Below are 21,091 nucleotides of genomic sequence, written 5' to 3' on the forward strand. Positions count from 1 at the left end.
GGCGCATGACCGCCGATGCGCAGGGCGGCGTGACCGTCTTCACCATCGGGATGCGCATCAACAACTTCCGCGCCGTGCGCAGCTGGTGGCCCGTCTTCCGTGCCATGCCGCGGATGCTCAAGGAGCTGTCCGTGGACCGGGGGAGCGGCATGCTGGGGTATCAGCTGCTGTTGGGCGGTCCGCGGCTGCTGTACGTCGTGCAGTACTGGGAGTCGACACAGAAGCTGCTCGCCTACGCGTCCGAGCAGGGCAAGGAGCACCGGCCCGCCTGGGCCGCCTTCAACCGGCGGCTGCGGGAGGGCAAGGGGAAGGTCGGCTTCTGGCACGAGACGTACGACGTGCCGGCCGGCGCCCATGAGGCCGTCTACATCAACATGCCGGAGTTCGGCCTGGGCAAGGCCATCGGCGTGGTCCCTGTCGGCCGCCGGGGGGACAGGGCCGCGGACCGGCTCAAGGCGGCCTGAGGGCACAGGAGGCGCACGGGGGTGCGTACGGGGGATGCGTAAGAGGGCACATGAAAACGCCCGAGGGGCAGCCGCGGCGTTGAGGCGGCCCCTCGGGCGTTCTGAGTGCTGGGTGCGGGCGTCGCGGGTCAGCCGCCCGTGCGGCGCAGGGCCTCGGACAGGCGCCCGGCGGCGTCGATGATGGCCTGCGCGTGCATCCGGCCGGGGTGCCGGGTCAGGCGCTCGATCGGTCCGGAGACCGAGACGGCGGCGACCACGCGGTTCGAGGGTCCGCGCACGGGGGCGGAGACGGACGCGACGCCCGGCTCCCGCTCGCCGATCGACTGGGCCCAGCCCCGGCGGCGTACGCCCGAGAGGGCCGTGGCCGTGAAGCGGGCGCCCTGGAGGCCGCGGTGCAGGCGCTCCGGCTCCTCCCAGGCCATCAGGATCTGCGCGGACGAGCCCGCTTTCATGGTGAGCGTCGAGCCGACGGGCACCGTGTCCCGCAGGCCCGAGAGGCGCTCGGCCGCGGCGACGCAGATGCGCATGTCGCCCTGGCGGCGGTAGAGCTGCGCGCTCTCGCCGGTGACGTCGCGCAGGTGCGTGAGGACCGGGCCCGCCGTGGCGAGCAGGCGGTCCTCGCCGGCCGCCGCCGCGAGTTCCGCGAGCCGCGGGCCGAGAATGAAACGGCCCTGCATGTCGCGCGCCACCATCCGGTGGTGTTCCAGTGCCACGGCGAGGCGATGTGCCGTGGGTCGTGCGAGTCCGGTGGCCGCGACCAGCCCCGCGAGGGTGGCCGGACCGGACTCCAGGGCGCTCAAGACGAGAGCCGCCTTGTCGAGAACGCCGACGCCGCTAGAGTTGTCCATGCGTCGATACTCGCGTCTCACTCTGTGAAACGCAAGTTCAATTTCCGATGGAACACGTCACCCTGTACGTGCGATCCGCGGACCAACGGAAAGCGGTCCACGCACGGCACGAGGGGTACGGGCGTGGACGAACATTCTCTAGTTGGGCCGGCCCAACACAGCCGGTCGGAGGGAAAGCGATGGGTAGGACACTCGCGGAGAAGGTCTGGGACGACCACGTCGTCCGGCGCGCCGAAGGCGAGCCCGACCTCCTCTTCATCGATCTGCACCTGCTGCACGAGGTGACGAGCCCGCAGGCCTTCGACGGCCTCAGGCAGGCCGGCCGGCCCGTGCGGCGTCTCGACCTCACCATCGCCACCGAGGATCACAACACCCCGACCCTCGACATCGACAAGCCGATCGCGGACCCGGTCTCGCGCGCCCAGTTGGAGACGCTGCGCAAGAACTGCGCGGAGTTCGGCGTGCGGCTGCACTCGCTGGGCGACGTCGAGCAGGGCGTCGTCCACGTGGTGGGCCCCCAGCTGGGCCTGACCCAGCCCGGCACCACCGTGGTCTGCGGCGACTCGCACACCTCCACGCACGGCGCCTTCGGCGCGCTGGCGTTCGGCATCGGCACCTCCCAGGTCGAGCACGTCCTGGCCACCCAGACGCTGCCGATGGCGCCCCCGAAGACCATGGCCATCACGGTCGACGGCGAACTGCCCGAAGGCGTCACGGCCAAGGACCTGATCCTCGCCATCATCGCCAAGATCGGCACCGGCGGCGGCCAGGGCTACGTCCTGGAGTACCGCGGCTCCGCCATCGAGAAGCTCTCGATGGAAGCCCGCATGACCATCTGCAACATGTCGATCGAGGCCGGCGCCCGCGCGGGCATGATCGCCCCCGACGCCACCACCTTCGACTACATCGAGGGCCGCGACCACGCCCCGAAGGGCGAGGAGTGGGACGCCGCGGTCGCGTACTGGAAGACCCTGAAGACGGACGAGGACGCGGTCTTCGACGCCGAGGTCTACATCAACGCCGCCGAGCTCTCGCCGTTCGTCACCTGGGGCACCAACCCGGGCCAGGGCGCGCCGCTCTCGGCGCAGGTCCCCGATCCTGCTTCGTACGAAGACGCCTCGGAGCGGTTCGCCGCCGAAAAGGCCCTGGAATACATGGGGTTGACCGCCGGGCAGGCGCTGCGCGACATCAAGGTCGACACCGTCTTCGTAGGTTCCTGCACCAACGGCCGTATCGAGGACCTGCGGGCGGCAGCCGCCATTGTCGAGGGCCGCAAGGTCGCCGACGGCGTGCGCATGCTGATCGTCCCCGGCTCGGTCCGGGTCGCCCTGCAGGCCATCGAGGAGGGCCTGGACAAGGTCTTCGTCGCCGCGGGCGCCGAATGGCGGCACGCGGGCTGCTCGATGTGCCTGGGCATGAACCCCGACCAACTGGCGCCGGGCGAGCGCTCCGCGTCGACCTCCAACCGCAACTTCGAGGGCAGGCAGGGCAAGGGCGGCCGCACCCACCTGGTGTCGCCGCAGGTCGCCGCCGCCACCGCGGTGACGGGCCACTTGTCGTCGCCCGCCGACCTGACCGATGCCCCTGACGCCCCCGTCACCGCCGGAGTCTGAGAGCCATGGAAGCATTCACCACGCACACCGGCCGGGCCGTCCCGCTGCGCCGCAGCAACGTCGACACCGACCAGATCATCCCCGCCCACTGGCTGAAGAAGGTCACCAGGGACGGATTTGAGGACGGGCTCTTCGAGGCCTGGCGCAAGGACGGCGAGTTCGTCCTGAACAAACCCGAACGCCAGGGCGCCACGGTCCTGGTCGCCGGCCCCGACTTCGGTACGGGCTCCTCGCGCGAGCACGCCGTGTGGGCGCTGCAGAACTACGGCTTCAAGGCCGTCATCTCCTCGCGCTTCGCCGACATCTTCCGCGGCAACTCGCTGAAGAACGGCCTGCTGACCGTCGTGCTCGACCAGAAGGTCGTGGACGCGCTCTGGGCGCTCTCTGAGGCCGACCCGCAGGCCGAAATCACCGTTGACCTGCAGGATCGCCAGGTTCGCGCCGAGGGCATCACCGCCGACTTCGAGCTCGACGAGAACGCCCGCTGGCGTCTCCTGAACGGTCTGGACGACATCAGCATCACGCTCCAGAACGAGCCGGACATCGCCGAATACGAGTCGAAGCGACGCTCGTACAAGCCCCGGACGGTGCAGGTCTGACACCCCCGCAAGACCCTGGTGTACCCCCAATCGTGGACGGTTGGGGGTACATCTGTGTCTGGCCCCGGACGGGTACCCGATGACCTGAACGGGTGGTCTCAACTCCCTTGATTCGGACGGCAGAAGAGGCTTGAAATCCCCTTGTACTCGCTCCGAGCGGGTACCCTCAGGAGGGCGCCGGATGTGGGTAGTTACCCCCTGCGGAGGCGACAACTCGCCCCAGATGGCACAATCGGTGCATGGAACGTAACAGCCAACTCGAGCTCTACGGGCTTGTTGCGGACCAACTGAAGGAAGCGCACTCAAGGGTGCGTGCACTGCAAGTCCCGGAGGGCGTACGGATGGCGCTGACCCGGAAGCTGCTGGTCATTACGGCCGCGGCCAAACACGATCTCGCCGATGCGGCAAGGCGTCTGGAGCGATTCATGGCGGACCTCGACCAAGCTGACGAGGGCCGATTCCCCGAAGACACCTGAGTCACAAGGCTCAAACGGCCCTTCGAGGAACCTTCGAGGAACTCATGGACAGCCGAGTTCGTTGCGGCACAAGGGTGATTAGCCCGTTTCGTGTTTGATTTGCGGTATATATCTGCCTAACGTGCGAAAAAGCCTGGCGAATACGCTCGGGCGAGGTCTCCGAAGGGGAAGACGTGAACAAGGCGCAGCTCGTAGAAGCGATTGCCGACAAGGTGGGTGGCCGCCAGCAGGCCGCCGACGCCGTGGACGCGGTTCTGGACGCAGTCGTCCGTGCCGTGGTCAGCGGAGACCGTGTTTCGGTCACCGGGTTCGGCTCGTTCGAGAAGGTTGACCGTCCGGCCCGTTACGCCCGCAACCCGCAGACCGGGGAGCGCGTTCGGGTCAAGAAGACCTCGGTTCCGCGTTTCCGCGCCGGACAGGGCTTCAAGGACCTGGTGAGCGGCTCGAAGAAGCTCCCGAAGAACGACGTCGCGGTCAAGAAGGCGCCCAAGGGCAGCCTTTCGGGCGGCGCCTCGGCCACCGTCAAGAAGGCCGCGGCCAAGAAGGCCACCGCCAAGAAGGCGACGGCGAAGAAGGCAGCGACCGCCAAGAAGGCCACCGCCAAGAAGACCACGGCGACGGCGAAGAAGGCGGCAACCGCCAAGAAGGCCACCGCCAAGAAGACCACGGCGACCGCCAAGAAGGCGGCCACGGCCAAGAAGGCCGCTCCCGCCGCCAAGAAGGCCACCGCCAAGAAGACGGCGCCGGCCACCAAGAAGGCCACGGCCAAGAAGACCGCTCCCGCCAAGAAGTCGACGGCGCGCAAGACCACCGCCAAGAAGGCGACCGCCCGCAAGAAGTAAGGGCACGAGGGTACTCACGCGCCGGGCCGGGCTCCCCACTGGGAGCCCGGCCCGCGGCGTGTGCGGGGCCCGGACGGAGGCGACGGGGCCGGGGGCTCAGAACGTCTGCAGCGTCACCAGAGTGATGCGCCGCTGCTCGCCCTCACCCTCGACTTCGATCCGTACCCGCTGTCCTGGCCTGAGCAACCGCAGGCCGCCCGCGTCGAACGCCGGGGGATCGAAGGGCACGGGCGTGCCGTCGTCGAGCAGCACGCTGCCGCTGCGGGTCTCGGAGTCGTACGTGTACGCGGTCGCCTGCATGGGGGAAGCGTACTCAGTCGGCGATCAGCAGCCGCGCCGCGGCCGCCGCCGTACGCGGCCCCACGCCAAGCGCGAGCGCGGCCCGCAGGTCGTCGCCGGTGTCCACGTCCTGGCGTACGGAATCGACGCCGCCGAGCGGAAGTTCCACGGCGCCCGACGCCGCGTGCCGGGCGCGCGACCTCTCGCCGAAAGCGGGGTGCAATTCCGTGCCGGGGGCCGCGGACAGCAGTGTGGTCCCCATTCCGGCGGCATCCGCGAGGAAAGCGCGGGGAAATCGGGCCGCGCTGTCGAGCACCCGGGCCAATTCCGGGGGACGCAGTGCGGGAAGGTCGGCATTCAGCGCCGCGACAGGGGTCTCGGGCCGCACGGCGCGCACGGCCGCCGTCCCGTGGACCAGAGCGGCGTTGAGGCCGCCCGCCGGCTCGTCGCGCACGATCCGGGCTCCCAGCGCCGCGAGCTCCCGCCCGGCGAGGCCGTCGTCCGTGACGACCACCACACTCCGTACCGCCGGACAGGCCGTCGCCGCGGCCACGGTGTCCTGGGCGAAGGCGAGGGCGAGGCCCGGCCGCAGAGTGTCGCCGGTGGCGGCCGTGAGCCTGCTCTTGGCGCGCTCCAGCGGCTTCAGGGGTATTACCAGGGTCCACTGCACGGGTGGCGGCTCCGTCCTTCGCGTCAGCGCCCATTGTGGCCTGCTGGGAGGCCCGGGCCGCGAGAGCGGGCGTACGGTGTTCTCGACAGACAGGCAGCCCGGGGCGACACTTGTGCGGCCGTCCGGGTTCATGGAGGAAGGTGTCCGAGTGTCCCGCCGCAGAATCGGCTTCTGGTACCGCCTGGCGGCGGTCATCGCTAAACCGCCGCTGGTGGTTCTGTTCAAGCGGGACTGGCGAGGAATGGAACACATTCCGGCCGACGGTGGATTCATCACGGCGGTGAATCACAACTCGTATATCGACCCGCTGTCGTACGCGCATTTTCAGTACAACACCGGACGAGTGCCCCGTTTCCTGGCCAAGGACGGCCTTTTCAAGGACGGCTTCGTCGGCAAGGTCATGAAGGGCACGGGCCAGATCCCCGTCTACCGCGAGACCACGAACGCGCTCGACGCCTTCCGTGCCGCGGTCGACGCGATCGAGCGCGGCGAGTGCGTGGCGTTCTACCCCGAGGGCACCCTCACCAGGGACCCCGAGATGTGGCCGATGACGGCCAAGTCGGGTGCCGCGCGGGTCGCCCTGCGGACCCAGTGCCCGGTGATCCCCGTCGCGCAGTGGGGCGCCAACCTCGCGCTTCCCCCGTACAGCAAGAAGCTCAACCTCTTCCCGCGCAAGAAGCTCCAGGTCCTCGCCGGCGAGCCGGTCGATCTCTCGCGCTTCTACGACAAGGAGCCCACCCCCGAGATCCTGCGGGAGGTGACCGAGGAGATCATGGCCGCGGTCACCGAACTCCTGGAGGAGATCCGGCAGGAGAAGGCCCCCGAGACCCCCTACGACCCCCGCAAGGCGCGGCTCGCCCAGCGACGCAAGGCGGCGGACCGGAACGGTCGGAGCGTCTCCGGGAACAGCACCGAGAACACCACGGAGGACAGCAAGTGACGAACCCGGTGAAGGCCGCCGTCTTCGGAACGGGCTCTTGGGGTACCGCCTTCGGCATGGTGCTCGCCGACGCGGGGTGCGACGTCACCCTGTGGGGCCGCCGCGCCGAACTCGCGGACGCGGTCAACTCCTCGCGCCGCAACCCCGACTACCTCCCCGGCGTCGAACTCCCGGATAACCTCAGGGCGACCACCGACCCGGCGCAGGCCGCGGCCGGCGCCGACTTCACCGTGCTCGCCGTGCCCTCCCAGACGCTGCGCGCCAACCTCGCCGAATGGGCGCCGCTGCTCGCCCCCGGCACCGTGCTCGTCTCCCTGATGAAGGGCGTCGAGCTGGGCTCCGCGATGCGGATGAGCGAGGTCATCGAGGACGTCACGAAGGTCGCCGCCGACCGCGTCGCCGTCGTCACGGGGCCCAATCTCGCCCGTGAGATCGCCGCCAGGCAGCCCGCCGCCGCGGTGGTCGCCTGCCGGGACGAATCGATCGCGCAGCGCCTCCAGACGGCCTGCCACACGCCGTACTTCCGCCCGTACACGAACACGGACGTCGTCGGCTGCGAGCTCGGCGGCGCCGTCAAGAACGTCATCGGTCTCGCCGTCGGCATCGCGGACGGCATGGGCCTGGGCGACAACACCAAGGGCTCGCTCATCACCCGCGGCCTCGCCGAGACCACCCGTCTGGGCCTGGCGATGGGCGCGGACCCGCTGACGTTCTCCGGACTCGCGGGCCTCGGCGACCTGGTGGCCACCTGCTCGTCGCCGCTCTCGCGCAACCACACCTTCGGCACGAACCTCGGCAAGGGCATGACCCTCGAGGAGACCATCGCGGTCACCAAGCAGACCGCCGAGGGCGTCAAGTCCTGCGAGTCGGTCCTCGAACTGGCCCGCAGGCACGGCGTCGACATGCCCATCACGGAGACGGTCGTGGGCATCGTGCACGAGGGCACGCCGCCGGTGGTCGCCCTCAAGGAGCTCATGTCGCGCAGCGCCAAGCCCGAGCGCCGCTGACTCTCCGGGGGCCAGCGGGTACCCTCAAGCCGATATGAGCAGCGAGAACTCCCCCCAGAGCCCCAAGGCGCACCCCGAGCAGAGCTCTGAGCTGCCGCTCCGCAAGCCGCGTGTGGCCGTCGTGTTCGGCGGCCGCAGCTCGGAGCACGGCATCTCGGTCGTCACGGCGGGCGCCGTACTGCGTGCCATCGACCGCACCAAGTACGACGTCCTGCCCATCGGCATCACGACGGACGGCCGCTGGGCGCTGACCGCCGACGATCCCGAGCGCATGGCGATCACCGACCGCCAGGTGCCCAACGTCGACGCACTGGCCGATTCGGCCGACGGGGGAGTGGTGATCCCCCTGGACCCCAACAACCGCGAGGTCGTCTACAGCGAGCCCGGCTCCGTGCCCAAGGCGCTCGGCGAGGTCGACGTCGTCTTCCCGATGCTGCACGGCCCGTACGGCGAGGACGGCACCCTCCAGGGACTCCTCGAACTCTCCGGAGTGCCCTACGTGGGCGCCGGAGTGCTCGCCTCGGCCGTCGGCCAGGACAAGGAGTACATGAAGCGGGTGTTCACCTCGTTCGGGCTGCCCGTCGGCCCGTATCTGGTGATCCGCCCGCGCGAGTGGGACCGTGACCAGGAGGGCGCCCGCAAGAAGATCGCGGAGTTCGCCGGCGACCACGGCTGGCCGCTGTTCATCAAGCCCGCGCGCGGGGGCTCTTCGATGGGCATCACGAAGGTCGACTCCTTCGAGGGCCTCGACGAGGCGATCGATGAGGCCCGCCGCCACGACCCGAAGATCCTGGTCGAATCGCTTCTGCGCGGCCGCGAGATCGAGTGCGGCGTCCTGGAGTTCGAGGACGGGCCGCGCGCCAGCGTGCCCGCCGAGATCCCGCCGGTGCAGTCGCACGACTACTACGACTTCGAGGCGAAGTACATCGACTCGACGCCCGGCATCGTGCCCGCCCCGCTGACGCCCGAGCAGACCGCCGAGATCCAGCGGCTCGCGGTCGACGCCTTCGAGGCCACGTCCTGCGAGGGCCTGGTGCGCGCGGACTTCTTCCTCACCGAGGACGGGTTCGTGATCAACGAGATCAATACGATGCCCGGCTTCACGCCCATCTCGATGTACCCGAAGATGTGGGAAGCCAGCGGCGTCAGCTACCCCGAGCTGGTGGACCGCCTCGTCCAGGCCGCCCTCAACCGGTCCACGGGGCTGCGCTAGCAACCGCTAGGAAGAGATCCCTTCGGGGATCGTCTTCTTGACGGGGGCGGCGAAGTCCGTCAGCGGGCTCACGCCGCTCCCCGCGCGCTCCTCGGGCAGGGTCACCTCCACGTACGCCTCGCGCAGCGTGGAGGTGAAGCGGAACGAACCGTCGTCCTGCTCCTCGATCAGCCAGTTGACGCCGTCCGCCGTCACGCCGTCCGCCTCGGGGTCGTTCATCTTCGGCGGTTTGGCGACACCGCAGCGCAGTATGATCGCCGGGTCTCCCCACCCGGCGGTCAGCTCCGACTTCGGCGCGGGATCAACCCGTGCGAGACCGTCCACCTTCTCCGGCAGCTGCTTGTCCAGGTTCCGGCACAGTTCGGTGACCTTGCTGTCCGGGGTGGGAACCGTGGCCTTCACCTCTTCGTCTGCTGAGGAGCAGCCCGCGGACGCGATCAGGAGTGCGAGAGCGGGAGCTGAGACCAGGCAGCGGCGCCGGCGACGGGAAATCATCACCGGCCAAGGGTAGACGGGGGCTACAAGTGCACGACGGGGCAGGTCAGGGTCCGGGTGATGCCGTCCACTTGCTGGACTTTGGCGACCACCATGCGGCCGAGTTCGTCCACCGTGTCCGCCTGGGCGCGCACGATGACATCGTAGGGTCCGGTCACGTCCTCGGCCTGGATCACTCCCGGGATCTTGCCGATCAGCTCGGCGACGGTCGACGCCTTGCCGACCTCGGTCTGGATCAGGATGTACGCCTGTACCACGGAACCTCCAGGGCGGCCACGAGGATCATGTGGGGAGAAGGGACGCCACGGTACCGCGTCGCTGCTTCTCGCGGGGAGACCCGGGATCGCTGTGGCGCGCACATCGCGGCGGACGGGCAACAGAAGTTGACGGTCATCTCGACCGTACCTATGACAGTGAAGGCTCGCGACCGCAAGCCGAGCAGCGTGAAAGGGCATGGTGAGTCCCGGTGAAGGGAACCGTCGGCGAGTTGGGGGAGTTCGGGCTCATCAGGGAACTCACGTCCCGGCTCACCTCCACCCCGGCCGTCCGGCTCGGGCCCGGCGATGACGCCGCCGTCGTGTCGGCGCCGGACCGCAGGGTCGTGGCCAGCACCGACATCCTCCTGGAGGGCCGGCACTTCCGCCGCGACTGGTCCACCGCGTACGACGTGGGCCGCAAGGCCGCCGCGCAGAACCTCGCGGACATCGCCGCCATGGGCGCCGTACCGACCGCTCTCCTGCTCGGCCTTGTCGTGCCCGCCGAACTCCCCGCCAGCTGGCCCACCGAGCTCATGGACGGCCTGCGGGACGAATGCCAGGTCGCCGGGGCGGCCGTCGTGGGCGGCGACGTCGTACGCGGCGACACGATCACCGTCGCGATCACCGCGCTCGGCGATCTGCGCAACCACGAGCCGGTCACCCGCGCGGGAGCGCAGCCCGGCGATGCCGTCGCCGTCACCGGCTGGTTGGGCTGGTCCGCCGCCGGGCACGCCGTGCTCTCGCGCGGCTTCCGCTCGCCCCGCGCCTTCGTGGAGGCCCACCGCAGGCCCGAACCGCCGTACCACGCGGGTCCCGCAGCGGCCGGCCTCGGAGCGACCTCGATGACGGACGTGAGCGACGGTCTGATCGCCGACCTCGGCCACATCGCCGAGTCGAGCAAGGTGCGCATCGACATCCGCTCCGGAGCCGTGGACGTGCCCTCCCAGATGAACGACATCGGCCAGGCCGTCGGCGTCGACCCGCTGCAGTGGGTGCTCAACGGCGGCGAGGACCACGCGATAGTGGCGACGTTCCCGGCCGACGTGAAGCTCCCCGCCCGCTGGAAGGTCATCGGCGAGGTCCTGAACCCCTCGGCGCTGCCCCAGGTCACGGTGGACGGGGCGCCCTGGACCAGCAAGGGCTGGGACCACTTCGGCGACAACGGCGACATGGAGTGAGCGTCGCCACCGCCGTCACCGCGCAGAACCAACTCGGCGTACAGGCCGTCAAGACCGGCATGCCGGCCTCTGCCGAACTGGTCGCGACGGTCGCCGAGTTGATCGCGGGCACGGACGCCCCCTCCTGCCAGTAAGTACTGCGGGTACTTACACGCACACACGAAAGAGCCGGTCCTCCCGAGGGAGGACCGGCTCTTTCAGCAACCAGCTAGGTGGCCGCGCTTACATGCGTCAGCGCGAGACCTTGCCGGCCTTGATGCACGAGGTGCAGGCGTTGAGCCGCTTCGGCGTCCCGCTGACCACGGCACGAACGCGCTGGATGTTCGGGTTCCAGCGACGGGACGTACGGCGGTGAGAGTGCGAGATGTTGTTGCCGAAGCTCGGCCCCTTGCCGCAGACGTCGCAGTTGGCAGCCACGGGTCACTCCAAGACTTCAGATGCACTTACGGTTAATCCCGGCATGCCGGGATCAGTGCAATGATCGTGGGTGGCGTTGCCAGGAGGAATGGCCCGATGGGTATCGGGCAACCGGAGCAGCATACAACGACTGCTTCGGTAGAACGAAACTACCATGTCTCGCCCCGGCCCCGCCCCGGGTCCTTCGCCCGTCCCGGTCTACGCTGCGTCCATTCCGGATGCCCTTAGGAGGCGAGCAGGTGCCGCAGAACCTCGACGCCGTCGCGGTGCGCGCCTGGTGCGGCCTCGCTCTGGACGCCCTGGGAGGGGCCCGCGAGGAGATCGACGCGATCAACGTCTATCCGGTCGCGGACGGAGACACCGGAACCAACCTCTACCTCACCGTGGAATCGGCCTCGCAGGCCGTCGACGCGGTGTTCACCGGCCTCGAACCCGCCCGGCCCTCCCTAGCCGAGGCGGTACGGGCGATGGCGCACGGCGCGCTGATAGGCGCCCGCGGGAACTCGGGCACGATCCTGTCGCAGCTGCTGCGCGGGATGGCGCAGGTCCTCGGCGCCGACCGTGACACTGCTCACGCCGACGGCCCGGCCCTGGCGCTCGCCCTCCGGCGGGCCGCCGAGTCGGCCTACCAGGCGGTGGCACGTCCCGTGGAGGGCACGGTCCTGACGGTGGCGGCCGCCGCCGCCGACGCGGCCTGCGACGCCGGGGACGACAGCGACTGCGGTGCGGTGGCGCGGGCCGCGTACGACAGCGCGTGCCGGGCGCTCGACGCGACGCCCGAGCAGCTGGCCGTGCTCGGGCGTGCGGGAGTGGTGGACGCCGGGGGGCGCGGTCTCGTGGCGGTGCTCGGGGCGCTGGTGGGGGCCCTGTCGGGACAGACGGTGCTCTCCCCGTACGTGAAGACGGGCGCTTCGGGCGGCCACGCGCGCGTGGAACCCGCGGAACCCGTCGAGTGCCAGGACATCCAGGCCGACGCCCCGGCCCCGGCCTTCGAGGTCATCTACCTCCTGGAGGCCGACGACACGGCCGTCGCACGGCTGCGGACGCGGCTCGACGGGCTCGGTGACTCGCTCGTCGTCGTCGGCGGCGACGGACTGTGGAACGTCCACGTCCATGTCGACGACGCAGGAGCCGCAGTCGAAGCGGGCGTCGAGGCGGGGCGGCCCCACCGCATCCGCATCACCCACTTCGGAGCGGGAGACGCACACACCGCGGGCGCCGCACAGCCGCCGCGGGAGCGCGCGCAGCGCGCGATCGTCGCCGTCGTACCGGGGGAGGGCCTCGCCGGTCTCTACGCCGAGGCGGGGGCCACCACCGTGCCCGCGCGGCCGGGGGAGCCGCCCGCGAGCGGGGAGCTCGTCGAAGCCGTCCGGCGCGCCCACGCGCGCGAGGTGGTGCTCCTGCCGAACGACGCCGAGCTGCGCCACACCGCTGCCGCCGCCGCGGAGCAGGCCCGCACCGAAGGGGTGCGCGTCGCGCTGATCCCCACCCGGTCCGCGGTCCAGGGCATCGCGGCGCTCGCCGTGCACGAGCCGGACCGCCGCTTCGACGAGGACGTCGTCGCGATGACCTCGGCGGCCGGCGCGACCCGGTACGCCGAGCTGGCCGTCGCCGAGCGGCAGTCGTGGACCATGGCGGGCATCTGCCAGGCCGGTGACGTACTCGGCCTGATCGACGGGGACGTCGCGGTGATCGGCGACGACACCACGCGCACCGCGAGGTCCGTCCTGGACCGGATGCTGGCCGCGGGCGGCGAGATGGTCACGCTGGTGCTCGGCGAGGACGTGCCGGACAGCCTGGGCGACGAGCTGGAGAAGCATGTGCGCGAGGTGCATCTGGCGGTCGACACGGTGGTCTACCGCGGCGGCCGCCAGTCGGCGCTGCTCCTCATCGGCGTGGAGTAACCGGCCTTCGCGGCGGCCCTGACCAGCGGATTTCAGAGACGTACGCCGAATTGTCAGTGGGGTGGTGTGCAATGGATCTCGTGCCCGCGCTCGAAGAACCCCTGAAGAAAGTGGTCGGTCCCGCCACCGCGAAGGTGATGGCCGAGCACCTCGACCTGCACACGGTCGGCGACCTGCTGCACCACTACCCGCGGAAGTACGCGGAGCGGGGCGAGCTCACCCGCCTCGCCGACCTCCCCCTCGACGAGCACGTCACGGTGGTCGCCCAGGTCGCGACGGCCCGCATCCTGACGTTCAACGGCGGCAGGGGCCAACGCCTCGAAGTGACCATCACCGACGGCAGCGGCCAGCTCCAGCTGGTCTTCTTCGGCCGGGGCATCCACAAACCGCACAAGGACCTGCTGCCCGGCACCCGCGCGATGTTCGCGGGCAAGGCGTCCGTCTTCAACCGCAAGATGCAGCTCGCCCACCCCGCGTACGAACTCCTGAAGCGCGACCCGGACAACCCCGGCGGCGCGGACGAGGCGGTGGACTCCTGGGCCGGCGCCCTCATCCCGATCTATCCGGCCACCGCCAAGCTGGAGTCCTGGAAGATCGCCAAGTCCGTCGACGCGGTCCTGCCCAGCGCCCGCGAGGCGCTCGACCCGCTGCCGCCTGGCCTGCGCGACGGCCGGGAGCTGATCCCGCTCCCCGAAGCGCTCCTGAAGATCCACCGCCCGCAGACCAAGGCGGACATCGAATCCGCCCGCGACCGCCTGAAGTGGGACGAGGCCTTCGTCCTCCAGGTGGCCCTGGCCCGCCGGAGGTACGCGGACGCGCAGCTGCCCGCGATCGCCCGCCGCCCCCGCGAGGGAGGCCTGCTCGACGCCTTCGACGCCAAGCTGCCCTTCACCCTCACCGACGGCCAGGAGAAGGTCTCCAAGGAGATCTTCGACGACCTGGCCACCGAGCACCCGATGCACCGCCTCCTCCAGGGAGAGGTCGGTTCCGGCAAGACGATGGTCGCCCTGCGCGCCATGCTCGCCGTCGTGGACGCGGGCGGGCAGGCCGCCATGCTCGCGCCCACCGAGGTGCTCGCCCAGCAGCATCACCGCTCGATCACCGAGATGATGGGCGAGCTCGCCGAGGGCGGCATGCTCGGCGGCGCGGACCAGGGCACCAAGGTCACGCTGCTCACCGGCTCCATGGGCGCCGCCGCCCGCCGCCAGGCCCTGCTCGACCTGGTCACGGGCGAGGCCGGGATCGTCATCGGCACGCACGCCCTGATCGAGGACAAGGTCCAGTTCCACGACCTGGGCCTGGTCGTCGTCGACGAACAGCACCGCTTCGGCGTCGAACAGCGCGACGCCCTGCGCGGCAAGGGCAAGCAGCCGCCGCACCTCCTCGTCATGACGGCCACGCCCATTCCGCGCACGGTCGCCATGACGGTCTTCGGCGACCTGGAGACCTCGGTCCTCGACCAGCTCCCCGCCGGACGTTCGCCGATCGCCAGCCATGTCGTCCCGGCCGAGGACAAGCCCCACTTCCTGGCGCGCGCGTGGGAGCGCGTGCGCGAGGAGGTCGAGAACGGCCACCAGGCGTACGTGGTCTGCCCCCGGATCGGTGACGACGCCGACGAAGCCGCCGACGCGAAGAAGGCCAAGAAGAAGGCCGAGGAGGAAGCCACCGCCGACAAGCGGCCCCCGCTCGCCGTCGTCGAGGTCGCCGAGCAGCTCTCCCGCGGCCCGCTCGCCGGACTCAAGGTGGAGGTCCTGCACGGCCGCATGCAGCCCGACGACAAGGACGCGGTGATGCGCCGCTTCGCCGCGGGCGAGACACAGGTCCTGGTCGCGACGACGGTCATCGAGGTCGGCGTGAACGTCCCGAACGCCACCGCCATGGTGATCATGGACGCCGACCGCTTCGGCGTATCGCAGCTGCACCAGCTGCGCGGCCGCGTCGGACGCGGCTCGGCACCCGGTCTCTGCCTCCTGGTCACCGACATGCCCGAGGCCAGCCCCGCCCGCGCCCGCCTCGGGGCCGTGGCCGCGACGCTCGACGGCTTCGAGCTCTCCCGGATCGACCTGGAGCAGCGCCGCGAGGGCGACGTACTGGGCCAGGCACAGTCCGGTGTCCGCTCCAGCCTGCGCATGCTCGCGGTCATCGAGGACGAGGAGATCATCGCTGAGGCCCGCGAGGAGGCCGTCGCGGTGGTCTCCGCCGACCCGGACCTGGAGCACCTGCCCGAGCTGCGCACGGCCCTCGACGCGCTCCTCGACGACGAGCGCGAGCAGTATCTGGACAAGGGCTGAGCCATGGGCTGACAAGCGGCGGACGCACAAGGGCTGAGAGACTGGGGCCGGATCTTCCCGTACGTACACCGACAAGGACTCAGATGACCCGCGTGATCGCCGGAGTGGCCGGCGGACGTCTCCTCGCCGTCCCGCCGGGAAGCGGCACCCGGCCCACGTCCGACCGCGCGCGCGAGGGCCTGTTCTCCACCTGGCAGGCCCTGCAGGGGACGCTGGACGACGCGCGCGTCCTCGACCTGTACGCCGGGTCCGGGGCCGTCGGCCTCGAAGCGCTCTCCCGCGGCGCGAGCCACGCCCTGCTCGTGGAGACCGACGCCCGCGCGGTGCGCACCATCCGGGAGAACGTGAAGTCCATCGGCCTGCCCGGCGCCGAGGTCAGGGCGGGCAAAGCCGCCCAGATCATCCAGGGCGGCGCCCCCACGACCCCGTACGACCTGGTCTTTCTCGACCCTCCGTACGCCGTCACCGATGACGATCTTCGCGAGATCCTGCTCACACTCCGTGCCGGGGGCTGGCTCACGGACGATGCGCTCGTCACCGTTGAACGCAGTACCAGAGGCGGAGAATTCAGCTGGCCCGACGGCTTCGACGCAACCAGGTCCCGTCGCTACGGCGAAGCCACGTTTTGGTACGGTCGCGCCGCCTCTACGTGCGACGACTCAGTGATCGCGCCATGACCGGACCGGAGAGCGAGGGACTTCAGTTGCGCCGCGCCGTCTGTCCGGGGTCATTCGACCCCATCACCAATGGACACCTCGACATCATCGCCCGCGCCTCCAGGCTGTACGACGTGGTGCATGTCGCGGTGATGATCAACCAGTCGAAGAAGGGCCTGTTCTCCGTGGAGGAGCGGATCGAGCTGATCCGCGAGGTCACCGCCGACTTCGGGAACGTCGAGGTCGAATCCTTCCACGGCCTTCTCGTCGACTTCTGCAAGCAGCGCGACATTCCGGCCATCGTCAAGGGTCTGCGAGCGGTCAGCGACTTCGACTACGAGCTGCAGATGGCCCAGATGAACAACGGCCTCTCGGGCGTCGAGACCCTTTTCGTGCCCACCAACCCCACCTACAGCTTCCTCTCCTCCTCGCTGGTCAAGGAGGTCGCCGCCTGGGGCGGTGACGTCGCCCATCTGCTGCCTCCGGTGGTCCACGAGGCACTGACGGAGCGCATCGGCAAGAAGTGACGCGAACTGACAGCCCGTCACCCGGTGTCGGACGGCCGCCGACTGGCCTTACAGTCGTGCCGTCCGTCTCCAACCAGCTGTAGAGAGTGGCGAGCACACGGTGGACGTGCAGAAGAAGATCGACGAGATCGTCGAGGCGGTCGGCAGCGCCCGGTCCATGCCCATGTCGGCCTCGTGCGTGGTCAACCGCGCCGATCTGCTGTCGATGCTCGAAGAGGTGCGCCAGGCGCTGCCCGGCTCCCTCGCCCAGGCGCAGGAGCTCATCGGCGGCCGTGAGCAGATGGTCGAGCAGGCCCGCCAGGAGGCGGAGCGGATCATCGAGACCGCCCACGCCGAGCGCGGTTCGCTGATCTCCGACACGGAGGTCGCCCGCAACTCCCAGGGCGAGGCCGAGCGCATCCTCGCGGAGGCCCGCCAGGCCGCCGAGGACGTCCGCGTCGAGGCCGACGACTACGTGGACAGCAAGCTGGCCAACTTCGAGGTCGTCCTCACCAAGACCCTCGGCTCGGTCGGCCGCGGCCGCGAGAAGCTCCTCGGCACCGGACCCGGTCTCGACGAGCAGGGCTACGAGGACGAGGACGCCCCGCAGCGCAGCCACGACCCCGAGACCCTGCGCCGGGACGCGGACGCGTACGTGGACGCCAAGCTCGGCGCCTTCGAGGCGGTCCTTGCCAAGACCCTGGAGGCGGTCGGCCGCGGCCGGCAGACCCTGCACGGCCGTGCGCCCGCCGACGACCTCGCGGGCCTCGCCGAGGGACTGGGCGGACCGCAGGCGCACACCACGGACGCCGAGTACCTCGCGGGTCTTACCGACCCCGCGGCAGCTGTGGTCCCCGCGCCGGTCCCCGAGGCGCCGCAGCCGCCGCAGGCGGCCCCGCAGATCCCCGCGCAGCAGCCGTACGCCCCGCCCCAGCAGGAGCCGGACCCCTACGGCTACCCGCAGCAGGACCAGTACGCCTACCAGCAGCAGTACGCCCAGCAGGACCCGTACGGCTACCAGCAGCAAGATCCGTACGGCTACCCGCAGCAGGGCTACGACCAGACCCAGCAGCAGGGGTACGCGGAGCCGCAGCAGCAGCACCACCCCGCTCCCGGCGTGCTCGACGAGACCAGCCTCTTCGACACCGGCATGATCACTGCCGAGCAGCTGCGCCAGTACGAACAGGGCCGCTAGCGCCTGCCCGGCGGACCGGCAGGGCCCGGATTGGGCCGAGAGCGAAAGGTCCAGTATCCTGGCTCTTCGGTCGCGCGTACGTCCGCGATCCGGGCTGCCCGGTCAATGAGCCAAGCTCATCATGACGGGGCCGCTCTCCTTGAACTTCCAGGATCGAAAGCAGGAAAAGCCCTGAGTGCTCACCTTGACCACCGAAACCCTCTCGTGTTCGACACACACGAGCTGGGTCGGCGTCCTGGTGCGCTGCAGCGGCTGACCCGGTCCGTCGAGGCCCCCGGTTCTCCGGGTGTCTTCGGCATCGACGGGGTCATCGGAGTGTCGGCCGGCGCTCCGGTCGAGCTGGAGATCCGCCTTGAGTCGGTCATGGAAGGGGTGCTTGTCACAGGCACCGCCCGTGCAACGGCCGAGGGGGAGTGCGTAAGGTGTCTGGAGCCGCTGAAGCTTGAGGTGGAAGCGGACTTCCAGGAGATGTTCTCGTACCCTGACGCCGACGACCGGGGCCGCGCTGCGGAACCGGCCGACGACGCCGAGGAAGACGAGGACAGGCTCTATCTCGAGGACGGCCTGTTCGACCTCGAACCAGTGCTGCGTGATGCGGTGGTGCTCGCACTGCCGATGCAGCCGGTGTGCCGGGACGACTGTCCGGGCCTGTGTTCCCAGTGCGGAGCGCGGCTCGCGGACGACCCGGAGCACCACCATGACGTCGCCGACATCCGTTGGGCGGCGCTGCAGGGACTCGCTGGGACCATCCAGGACGGCGAGAAGGACGACGTGAGCGGCGCCGAAGCCGGCGTCGACGAGAAGCAGGAGAAGTAGCCGTGGCTGTTCCGAAGCGGAAGATGTCGCGCAGCAACACGCGCCACCGCCGGTCGCAGTGGAAGGCTGCGGTCCCCACCTTGGTTTCGTGTGAGCGTTGCCAGGAGCCGAAGCTGCAGCACATCGCGTGCCCGAGCTGCGGCACGTACAACAAGCGCCAGGTCCTCGAGGTCTGAGCGGCTGGTGAGAGGCACCGTGTCTAGCCACAAAATGGCGGATGACGCCAAGGCGGAGAACGCCAAGAAGCAGGCGGAAAACACGGCCTCGTCCCACACGCTTTTGGAAGGGCGGCTCGGGTACAAACTCGAGTCCGCCCTTCTGGTGCGTGCACTGACCCACCGTTCGTACGCGTACGAGAACGGCGGTCTGCCGACGAATGAACGGCTCGAGTTCCTCGGGGACTCGGTGCTCGGACTCGTCGTCACGGACACGCTCTATCGCACCCACCCCGACCTGCCCGAAGGCCAGCTGGCCAAGCTGCGGGCCGCGGTGGTCAATTCGCGTGCGCTGGCGGAGGTCAGTCGCGGCCTCGAACTCGGCCTTTTCATCCGGCTCGGCCGGGGCGAAGAGGGCACGGGTGGCCGGGACAAGGCATCCATCCTCGCCGACACCCTTGAAGCGGTGATCGGCGCGGTCTATCTGGACCAGGGTCTGGACGCGGCGGGCGAGCTGGTGCACCGGCTCTTCGACCCGCTGATCGAGAAGTCCTCGAACCTGGGCGCGGGCCTGGACTGGAAAACCAGCCTCCAGGAGCTCACCGCGACCGAGAGCCTCGGTGTTCCCGAGTACCTCGTCACGGAGAGCGGCCCGGACCACGAGAAGACCTTTACTGCTGCCGCCCGCGTCGGAGGCGTCTCGTACGGCACCGGCACCGGCCGCAGCAAGAAGGAAGCGGAGCAGCAGGCCGCGGAGTCCGCGTGGCGCGAGATTCGCTCCGCTGCGGATGAGCGGATCAAGGCGGCGGAAGTCGCCGCCGGGGCTGCATCCGCCGCTGCCGCGAAGGCTGACGGGGGCTCCGAAGCTCCGTCTGCCTGACAGGCGCTTTACTGTTGGTGCCGGTCGCCTTTTGGTGGCCGGCACCAGCCTTTTTCGCCGCTTCGCGGCGGGTTTCCCACCCGCCCGCCCGTCACCCGGAGTCAAGACCCCCATGCCCGAGCTGCCCGAGGTTGAAGTTGTCCGGCGTGGGCTTGAGCGGTGGGTGGCTCATCGCACCGTCGCCGGTGTCGAGGTGCTGCATCCGCGCTCCGTGCGGCGGCATGTCGCGGGCGGTGAGGACTTCGGGCTCCGCCTCAAGGGCCAGCGTGTCGGTACGGCGATGCGGCGCGGGAAGTATCTCTGGCTGCCCGTCGAGGAGAGCGGGACCTCGATCCTGGCCCATCTCGGCATGAGCGGGCAGCTGCTCGTGCAGCCCCAAGAGGCCGCCGACGAGAAGCACTTGAGGATCCGGGTCCGGTTCGCCGACGAACTCGGCACCGAGCTGCGCTTCGTGGACCAGCGCACCTTCGGCGGACTCTCGCTGCACGCGAACACTCCGGACGGCCTTCCGGACGTCATCGCGCACATCGCACGCGACCCGCTGGACGAGCTGTTCGACGACGCGGCCTTCCACACCGCGCTGCGCCGCCGCCGTACGACGATCAAACGAGCCCTGCTCGACCAGTCGTTGATCAGCGGGGTCGGCAACATCTACGCGGACGAGGCGCTTTGGCGCTCCAAGCTGCACTACGAGCGGCCCACCGCTACGTTCACGCGCCCGCGCACGGCCGAACTCCTGGGCCACGTACGGGATGTGATGAATGCGGCCCTGGCCGTCGGCGGCACCAGTTTCGACAGCCTGTACGTGAACGTGAACGGCGAGTCCGGGTACTTCGACCGGTCGCTCGACGCCTATGGGCGTGAGGACGAGCCGTGCCGCCGCTGCGGTACGCCGATGCGCCGCCGTCCCTGGATGAACCGCTCCAGCTACTTCTGCCCGCGCTGTCAGCGGCCGCCGGTCGCCAGGCTGTCGTAGCGCTCGCGGGCTTCGAGCACGCCGTCCATCCTGCCCTCCACGAAGTGGATGAGGTTCATCAGGCGGTCGGCGATCTCGCGTCCCAGCGGGGTCAGTCGGTAGTCCACCCGCGGCGGGTTCGTGGGCTGGGCCTCGCGGTGCACCAGGCCGTCGCGCTCCAGGGCGTGCAGGGTCTGGGACAGCATCTTCTCGCTGACGCCGTCGACCCGGCGGCGCAGTTCGTTGAAACGGAACGAGCTGTCGTGCAGCGCGGCCAGGGTGAGTGCGCCCCAGCGTCCGGTGACGTGCTCCAGGGTGCCGCGCGAGGGGCACTGCCTGGAGAACACGTCGTACGCCAGGTCTTCGGTGCCGGAATCCATGCGGCCAGCATACTCCCGCACAGCGCAAACCAAGGGGTGGCGCTAACCAGTGGTT

At 69.9% G+C, this 21,091-nt stretch carries 25 protein-coding genes and 1 pseudogene; 19 read left to right on the plus strand and 7 right to left on the minus strand.

Going from position 1 to position 21,091, the window contains the following annotated elements; genetic code table 11:
• Positions 1-5: 5 nt before the first annotated feature.
• Entirely contained in the window at positions 6-464 is a 459-nt protein-coding gene (locus ABZ906_RS35700; RefSeq protein ID WP_361390120.1) for a DUF4188 domain-containing protein, read from the plus strand.
• A gap of 128 nt (positions 465-592) precedes the next feature.
• Here ABZ906_RS35700 and ndgR read toward each other — a convergent pair whose 3' ends face one another.
• On the minus strand, positions 593-1,312 hold the full coding sequence (gene ndgR, locus ABZ906_RS35705) for an IclR family transcriptional regulator NdgR (RefSeq protein WP_190084720.1): 720 nt from the start codon (positions 1,310-1,312) through the stop codon (positions 593-595).
• A 179-nt stretch (positions 1,313-1,491) separates the two neighbouring features.
• Here ndgR and leuC point away from each other — a divergent pair, with 179 nt between their 5' ends.
• The 4 genes from leuC to ABZ906_RS35725 all read left to right on the plus strand — a co-directional run bounded on the left by leuC (position 1,492) and on the right by ABZ906_RS35725 (position 4,842).
• Positions 1,492-2,925, plus strand: a complete 1,434-nt coding sequence (gene leuC / locus ABZ906_RS35710) for a 3-isopropylmalate dehydratase large subunit (protein WP_361194192.1) — start codon at positions 1,492-1,494, stop codon at positions 2,923-2,925.
• 5 nt (positions 2,926-2,930) lie between these two features.
• Positions 2,931-3,524 (plus strand): 3-isopropylmalate dehydratase small subunit, encoded by a 594-nt coding sequence (leuD, locus tag ABZ906_RS35715; RefSeq protein ID WP_361194189.1) that lies wholly within the window; start codon positions 2,931-2,933, stop codon positions 3,522-3,524.
• Between the two features lie 239 nt (positions 3,525-3,763).
• Positions 3,764-4,000 carry a hypothetical protein gene (locus ABZ906_RS35720; protein WP_361194186.1) on the plus strand — a complete coding sequence of 79 codons (237 nt, stop codon included), beginning with the start codon at positions 3,764-3,766 and terminating at the stop codon, positions 3,998-4,000.
• 173 nt (positions 4,001-4,173) lie between these two features.
• On the plus strand, positions 4,174-4,842 hold the full coding sequence (locus ABZ906_RS35725) for an HU family DNA-binding protein (RefSeq protein WP_361389960.1): 669 nt from the start codon (positions 4,174-4,176) through the stop codon (positions 4,840-4,842).
• Positions 4,843-4,938: 96 nt separating this feature from the next.
• Here ABZ906_RS35725 and ABZ906_RS35730 read toward each other — a convergent pair whose 3' ends face one another.
• Together ABZ906_RS35730 and cofC are read right to left on the minus strand one after the other, a co-directional pair.
• Positions 4,939-5,142, minus strand: a complete 204-nt coding sequence (locus ABZ906_RS35730) for a hypothetical protein (RefSeq protein ID WP_190084725.1) — start codon at positions 5,140-5,142, stop codon at positions 4,939-4,941.
• Between the two features lie 13 nt (positions 5,143-5,155).
• Positions 5,156-5,791 (minus strand): 2-phospho-L-lactate guanylyltransferase, encoded by a 636-nt coding sequence (gene cofC / locus ABZ906_RS35735; RefSeq protein ID WP_361389962.1) that lies wholly within the window; start codon positions 5,789-5,791, stop codon positions 5,156-5,158.
• 148 nt (positions 5,792-5,939) lie between these two features.
• Between cofC and ABZ906_RS35740 the strand changes: the two genes are divergently transcribed.
• The 3 genes from ABZ906_RS35740 to ABZ906_RS35750 are packed head-to-tail and all read left to right on the plus strand — an operon-like array spanning position 5,940 to position 8,951.
• Positions 5,940-6,731, plus strand: a complete 792-nt coding sequence (locus ABZ906_RS35740) for a lysophospholipid acyltransferase family protein (protein WP_361389964.1) — start codon at positions 5,940-5,942, stop codon at positions 6,729-6,731.
• A complete protein-coding gene (locus ABZ906_RS35745) occupies positions 6,728-7,738 on the plus strand; it encodes an NAD(P)H-dependent glycerol-3-phosphate dehydrogenase (RefSeq protein WP_361389965.1) in 1,011 nt (336 codons plus the stop codon). The genes ABZ906_RS35740 and ABZ906_RS35745 overlap by 4 nt, the downstream gene beginning before the upstream one ends.
• Before the next feature lie 34 nt (positions 7,739-7,772).
• On the plus strand, positions 7,773-8,951 hold the full coding sequence (locus tag ABZ906_RS35750) for a D-alanine--D-alanine ligase family protein (protein WP_361194169.1): 1,179 nt from the start codon (positions 7,773-7,775) through the stop codon (positions 8,949-8,951).
• A gap of 6 nt (positions 8,952-8,957) precedes the next feature.
• Here the strand turns inward: ABZ906_RS35750 and ABZ906_RS35755 are convergent, their stop codons facing one another.
• Both ABZ906_RS35755 and ABZ906_RS35760 read right to left on the minus strand, forming a co-directional pair.
• Positions 8,958-9,446, minus strand: a complete 489-nt coding sequence (locus ABZ906_RS35755) for a DUF3515 domain-containing protein (protein ID WP_361390122.1) — start codon at positions 9,444-9,446, stop codon at positions 8,958-8,960.
• Between the two features lie 23 nt (positions 9,447-9,469).
• The gene (locus tag ABZ906_RS35760; RefSeq protein ID WP_016642988.1) at positions 9,470-9,703 is read right to left on the minus strand and encodes an Lrp/AsnC ligand binding domain-containing protein; all 234 of its coding nucleotides are present in this window, start codon (positions 9,701-9,703) and stop codon (positions 9,470-9,472) included.
• Positions 9,704-9,912: 209 nt separating this feature from the next.
• Between ABZ906_RS35760 and ABZ906_RS35765 the strand changes: the two genes are divergently transcribed.
• Together ABZ906_RS35765 and ABZ906_RS35770 are read left to right on the plus strand one after the other, a co-directional pair.
• Positions 9,913-10,881, plus strand: coding sequence for a thiamine-phosphate kinase (locus tag ABZ906_RS35765; protein WP_361389967.1), 969 nt, complete (start codon positions 9,913-9,915; stop codon positions 10,879-10,881).
• Positions 10,872-11,006, plus strand: a pseudogene (locus ABZ906_RS35770) (bifunctional hydroxymethylpyrimidine kinase/phosphomethylpyrimidine kinase); the annotation flags it as partial. The gene ABZ906_RS35765 and the pseudogene ABZ906_RS35770, both read left to right, overlap by 10 nt.
• 106 nt (positions 11,007-11,112) lie before the next feature.
• On the opposite strand, the gene rpmB reads toward ABZ906_RS35770, so the two are convergent.
• Positions 11,113-11,298, minus strand: a complete 186-nt coding sequence (gene rpmB / locus ABZ906_RS35775) for a 50S ribosomal protein L28 (protein WP_160507429.1) — start codon at positions 11,296-11,298, stop codon at positions 11,113-11,115.
• A 218-nt stretch (positions 11,299-11,516) separates the two neighbouring features.
• On the opposite strand from rpmB, the gene ABZ906_RS35780 reads away from it, so the two are divergent.
• The 9 genes from ABZ906_RS35780 to mutM all read left to right on the plus strand — a co-directional run bounded on the left by ABZ906_RS35780 (position 11,517) and on the right by mutM (position 20,677).
• Complete coding sequence (locus tag ABZ906_RS35780; RefSeq protein ID WP_361389969.1) at positions 11,517-13,202, plus strand: DAK2 domain-containing protein; 1,686 nt, start codon at positions 11,517-11,519, stop codon at positions 13,200-13,202.
• Between the two features lie 71 nt (positions 13,203-13,273).
• The gene (gene recG / locus ABZ906_RS35785; protein ID WP_361389971.1) at positions 13,274-15,493 is read left to right on the plus strand and encodes an ATP-dependent DNA helicase RecG; all 2,220 of its coding nucleotides are present in this window, start codon (positions 13,274-13,276) and stop codon (positions 15,491-15,493) included.
• 83 nt (positions 15,494-15,576) lie between these two features.
• Positions 15,577-16,170 (plus strand): 16S rRNA (guanine(966)-N(2))-methyltransferase RsmD, encoded by a 594-nt coding sequence (gene rsmD, locus ABZ906_RS35790; protein ID WP_361389973.1) that lies wholly within the window; start codon positions 15,577-15,579, stop codon positions 16,168-16,170.
• Positions 16,171-16,196: 26 nt separating this feature from the next.
• Positions 16,197-16,676 (plus strand): pantetheine-phosphate adenylyltransferase, encoded by a 480-nt coding sequence (gene coaD / locus ABZ906_RS35795; RefSeq protein WP_361194339.1) that lies wholly within the window; start codon positions 16,197-16,199, stop codon positions 16,674-16,676.
• Between the two features lie 100 nt (positions 16,677-16,776).
• Positions 16,777-17,850, plus strand: coding sequence for a cell division initiation protein (locus ABZ906_RS35800; RefSeq protein ID WP_361389975.1), 1,074 nt, complete (start codon positions 16,777-16,779; stop codon positions 17,848-17,850).
• 105 nt (positions 17,851-17,955) lie between these two features.
• Entirely contained in the window at positions 17,956-18,666 is a 711-nt protein-coding gene (locus tag ABZ906_RS35805) for a DUF177 domain-containing protein (protein WP_361389977.1), read from the plus strand.
• 2 nt (positions 18,667-18,668) lie between these two features.
• Entirely contained in the window at positions 18,669-18,842 is a 174-nt protein-coding gene (rpmF, locus tag ABZ906_RS35810) for a 50S ribosomal protein L32 (protein ID WP_003965982.1), read from the plus strand.
• Between the two features lie 7 nt (positions 18,843-18,849).
• Entirely contained in the window at positions 18,850-19,701 is an 852-nt protein-coding gene (gene rnc / locus ABZ906_RS35815) for a ribonuclease III (RefSeq protein WP_361389979.1), read from the plus strand.
• Between the two features lie 112 nt (positions 19,702-19,813).
• Positions 19,814-20,677 (plus strand): bifunctional DNA-formamidopyrimidine glycosylase/DNA-(apurinic or apyrimidinic site) lyase, encoded by an 864-nt coding sequence (mutM, locus tag ABZ906_RS35820; RefSeq protein WP_361389981.1) that lies wholly within the window; start codon positions 19,814-19,816, stop codon positions 20,675-20,677.
• On the opposite strand, the gene ABZ906_RS35825 is transcribed toward mutM, so the two are convergent.
• A complete protein-coding gene (locus ABZ906_RS35825) occupies positions 20,647-21,036 on the minus strand; it encodes a helix-turn-helix domain-containing protein (protein WP_361389983.1) in 390 nt (129 codons plus the stop codon). The two genes, mutM and ABZ906_RS35825, sit on opposite strands and share 31 nt — an antisense overlap.
• Positions 21,037-21,091: the final 55 nt, after the last annotated feature.

It is taken from the genome of Streptomyces sp. NPDC046925 (assembly GCF_040644915.1).
In the GTDB taxonomy this organism is placed as follows: domain Bacteria; phylum Actinomycetota; class Actinomycetes; order Streptomycetales; family Streptomycetaceae; genus Streptomyces.

What these genes read in the sequence shown, in the direction of transcription:
- ABZ906_RS35700 (WP_361390120.1), top strand. Translation starts at nt 6, where the DNA reads ATGACCGCCGATGCGCAGGGCGGCGTGACCGTCTTCACCATCGGGATG.
- ndgR (WP_190084720.1), bottom strand. Translation starts at nt 1,312, where the DNA reads ATGGACAACTCTAGCGGCGTCGGCGTTCTCGACAAGGCGGCTCTCGTC.
- leuC (WP_361194192.1), top strand. Translation starts at nt 1,492, where the DNA reads ATGGGTAGGACACTCGCGGAGAAGGTCTGGGACGACCACGTCGTCCGG.
- leuD (WP_361194189.1), top strand. Translation starts at nt 2,931, where the DNA reads ATGGAAGCATTCACCACGCACACCGGCCGGGCCGTCCCGCTGCGCCGC.
- ABZ906_RS35720 (WP_361194186.1), top strand. Translation starts at nt 3,764, where the DNA reads ATGGAACGTAACAGCCAACTCGAGCTCTACGGGCTTGTTGCGGACCAA.
- ABZ906_RS35730 (WP_190084725.1), bottom strand. Translation starts at nt 5,142, where the DNA reads ATGCAGGCGACCGCGTACACGTACGACTCCGAGACCCGCAGCGGCAGC.
- ABZ906_RS35750 (WP_361194169.1), top strand. Translation starts at nt 7,773, where the DNA reads ATGAGCAGCGAGAACTCCCCCCAGAGCCCCAAGGCGCACCCCGAGCAG.
- ABZ906_RS35755 (WP_361390122.1), bottom strand. Translation starts at nt 9,446, where the DNA reads ATGATTTCCCGTCGCCGGCGCCGCTGCCTGGTCTCAGCTCCCGCTCTC.
- ABZ906_RS35780 (WP_361389969.1), top strand. Translation starts at nt 11,517, where the DNA reads ATGCCCTTAGGAGGCGAGCAGGTGCCGCAGAACCTCGACGCCGTCGCG.
- recG (WP_361389971.1), top strand. Translation starts at nt 13,274, where the DNA reads ATGGATCTCGTGCCCGCGCTCGAAGAACCCCTGAAGAAAGTGGTCGGT.
- rsmD (WP_361389973.1), top strand. Translation starts at nt 15,577, where the DNA reads ATGACCCGCGTGATCGCCGGAGTGGCCGGCGGACGTCTCCTCGCCGTC.
- ABZ906_RS35805 (WP_361389977.1), top strand. Translation starts at nt 17,956, where the DNA reads ATGAGCCAAGCTCATCATGACGGGGCCGCTCTCCTTGAACTTCCAGGA.
- mutM (WP_361389981.1), top strand. Translation starts at nt 19,814, where the DNA reads ATGCCCGAGCTGCCCGAGGTTGAAGTTGTCCGGCGTGGGCTTGAGCGG.
- ABZ906_RS35825 (WP_361389983.1), bottom strand. Translation starts at nt 21,036, where the DNA reads ATGGATTCCGGCACCGAAGACCTGGCGTACGACGTGTTCTCCAGGCAG.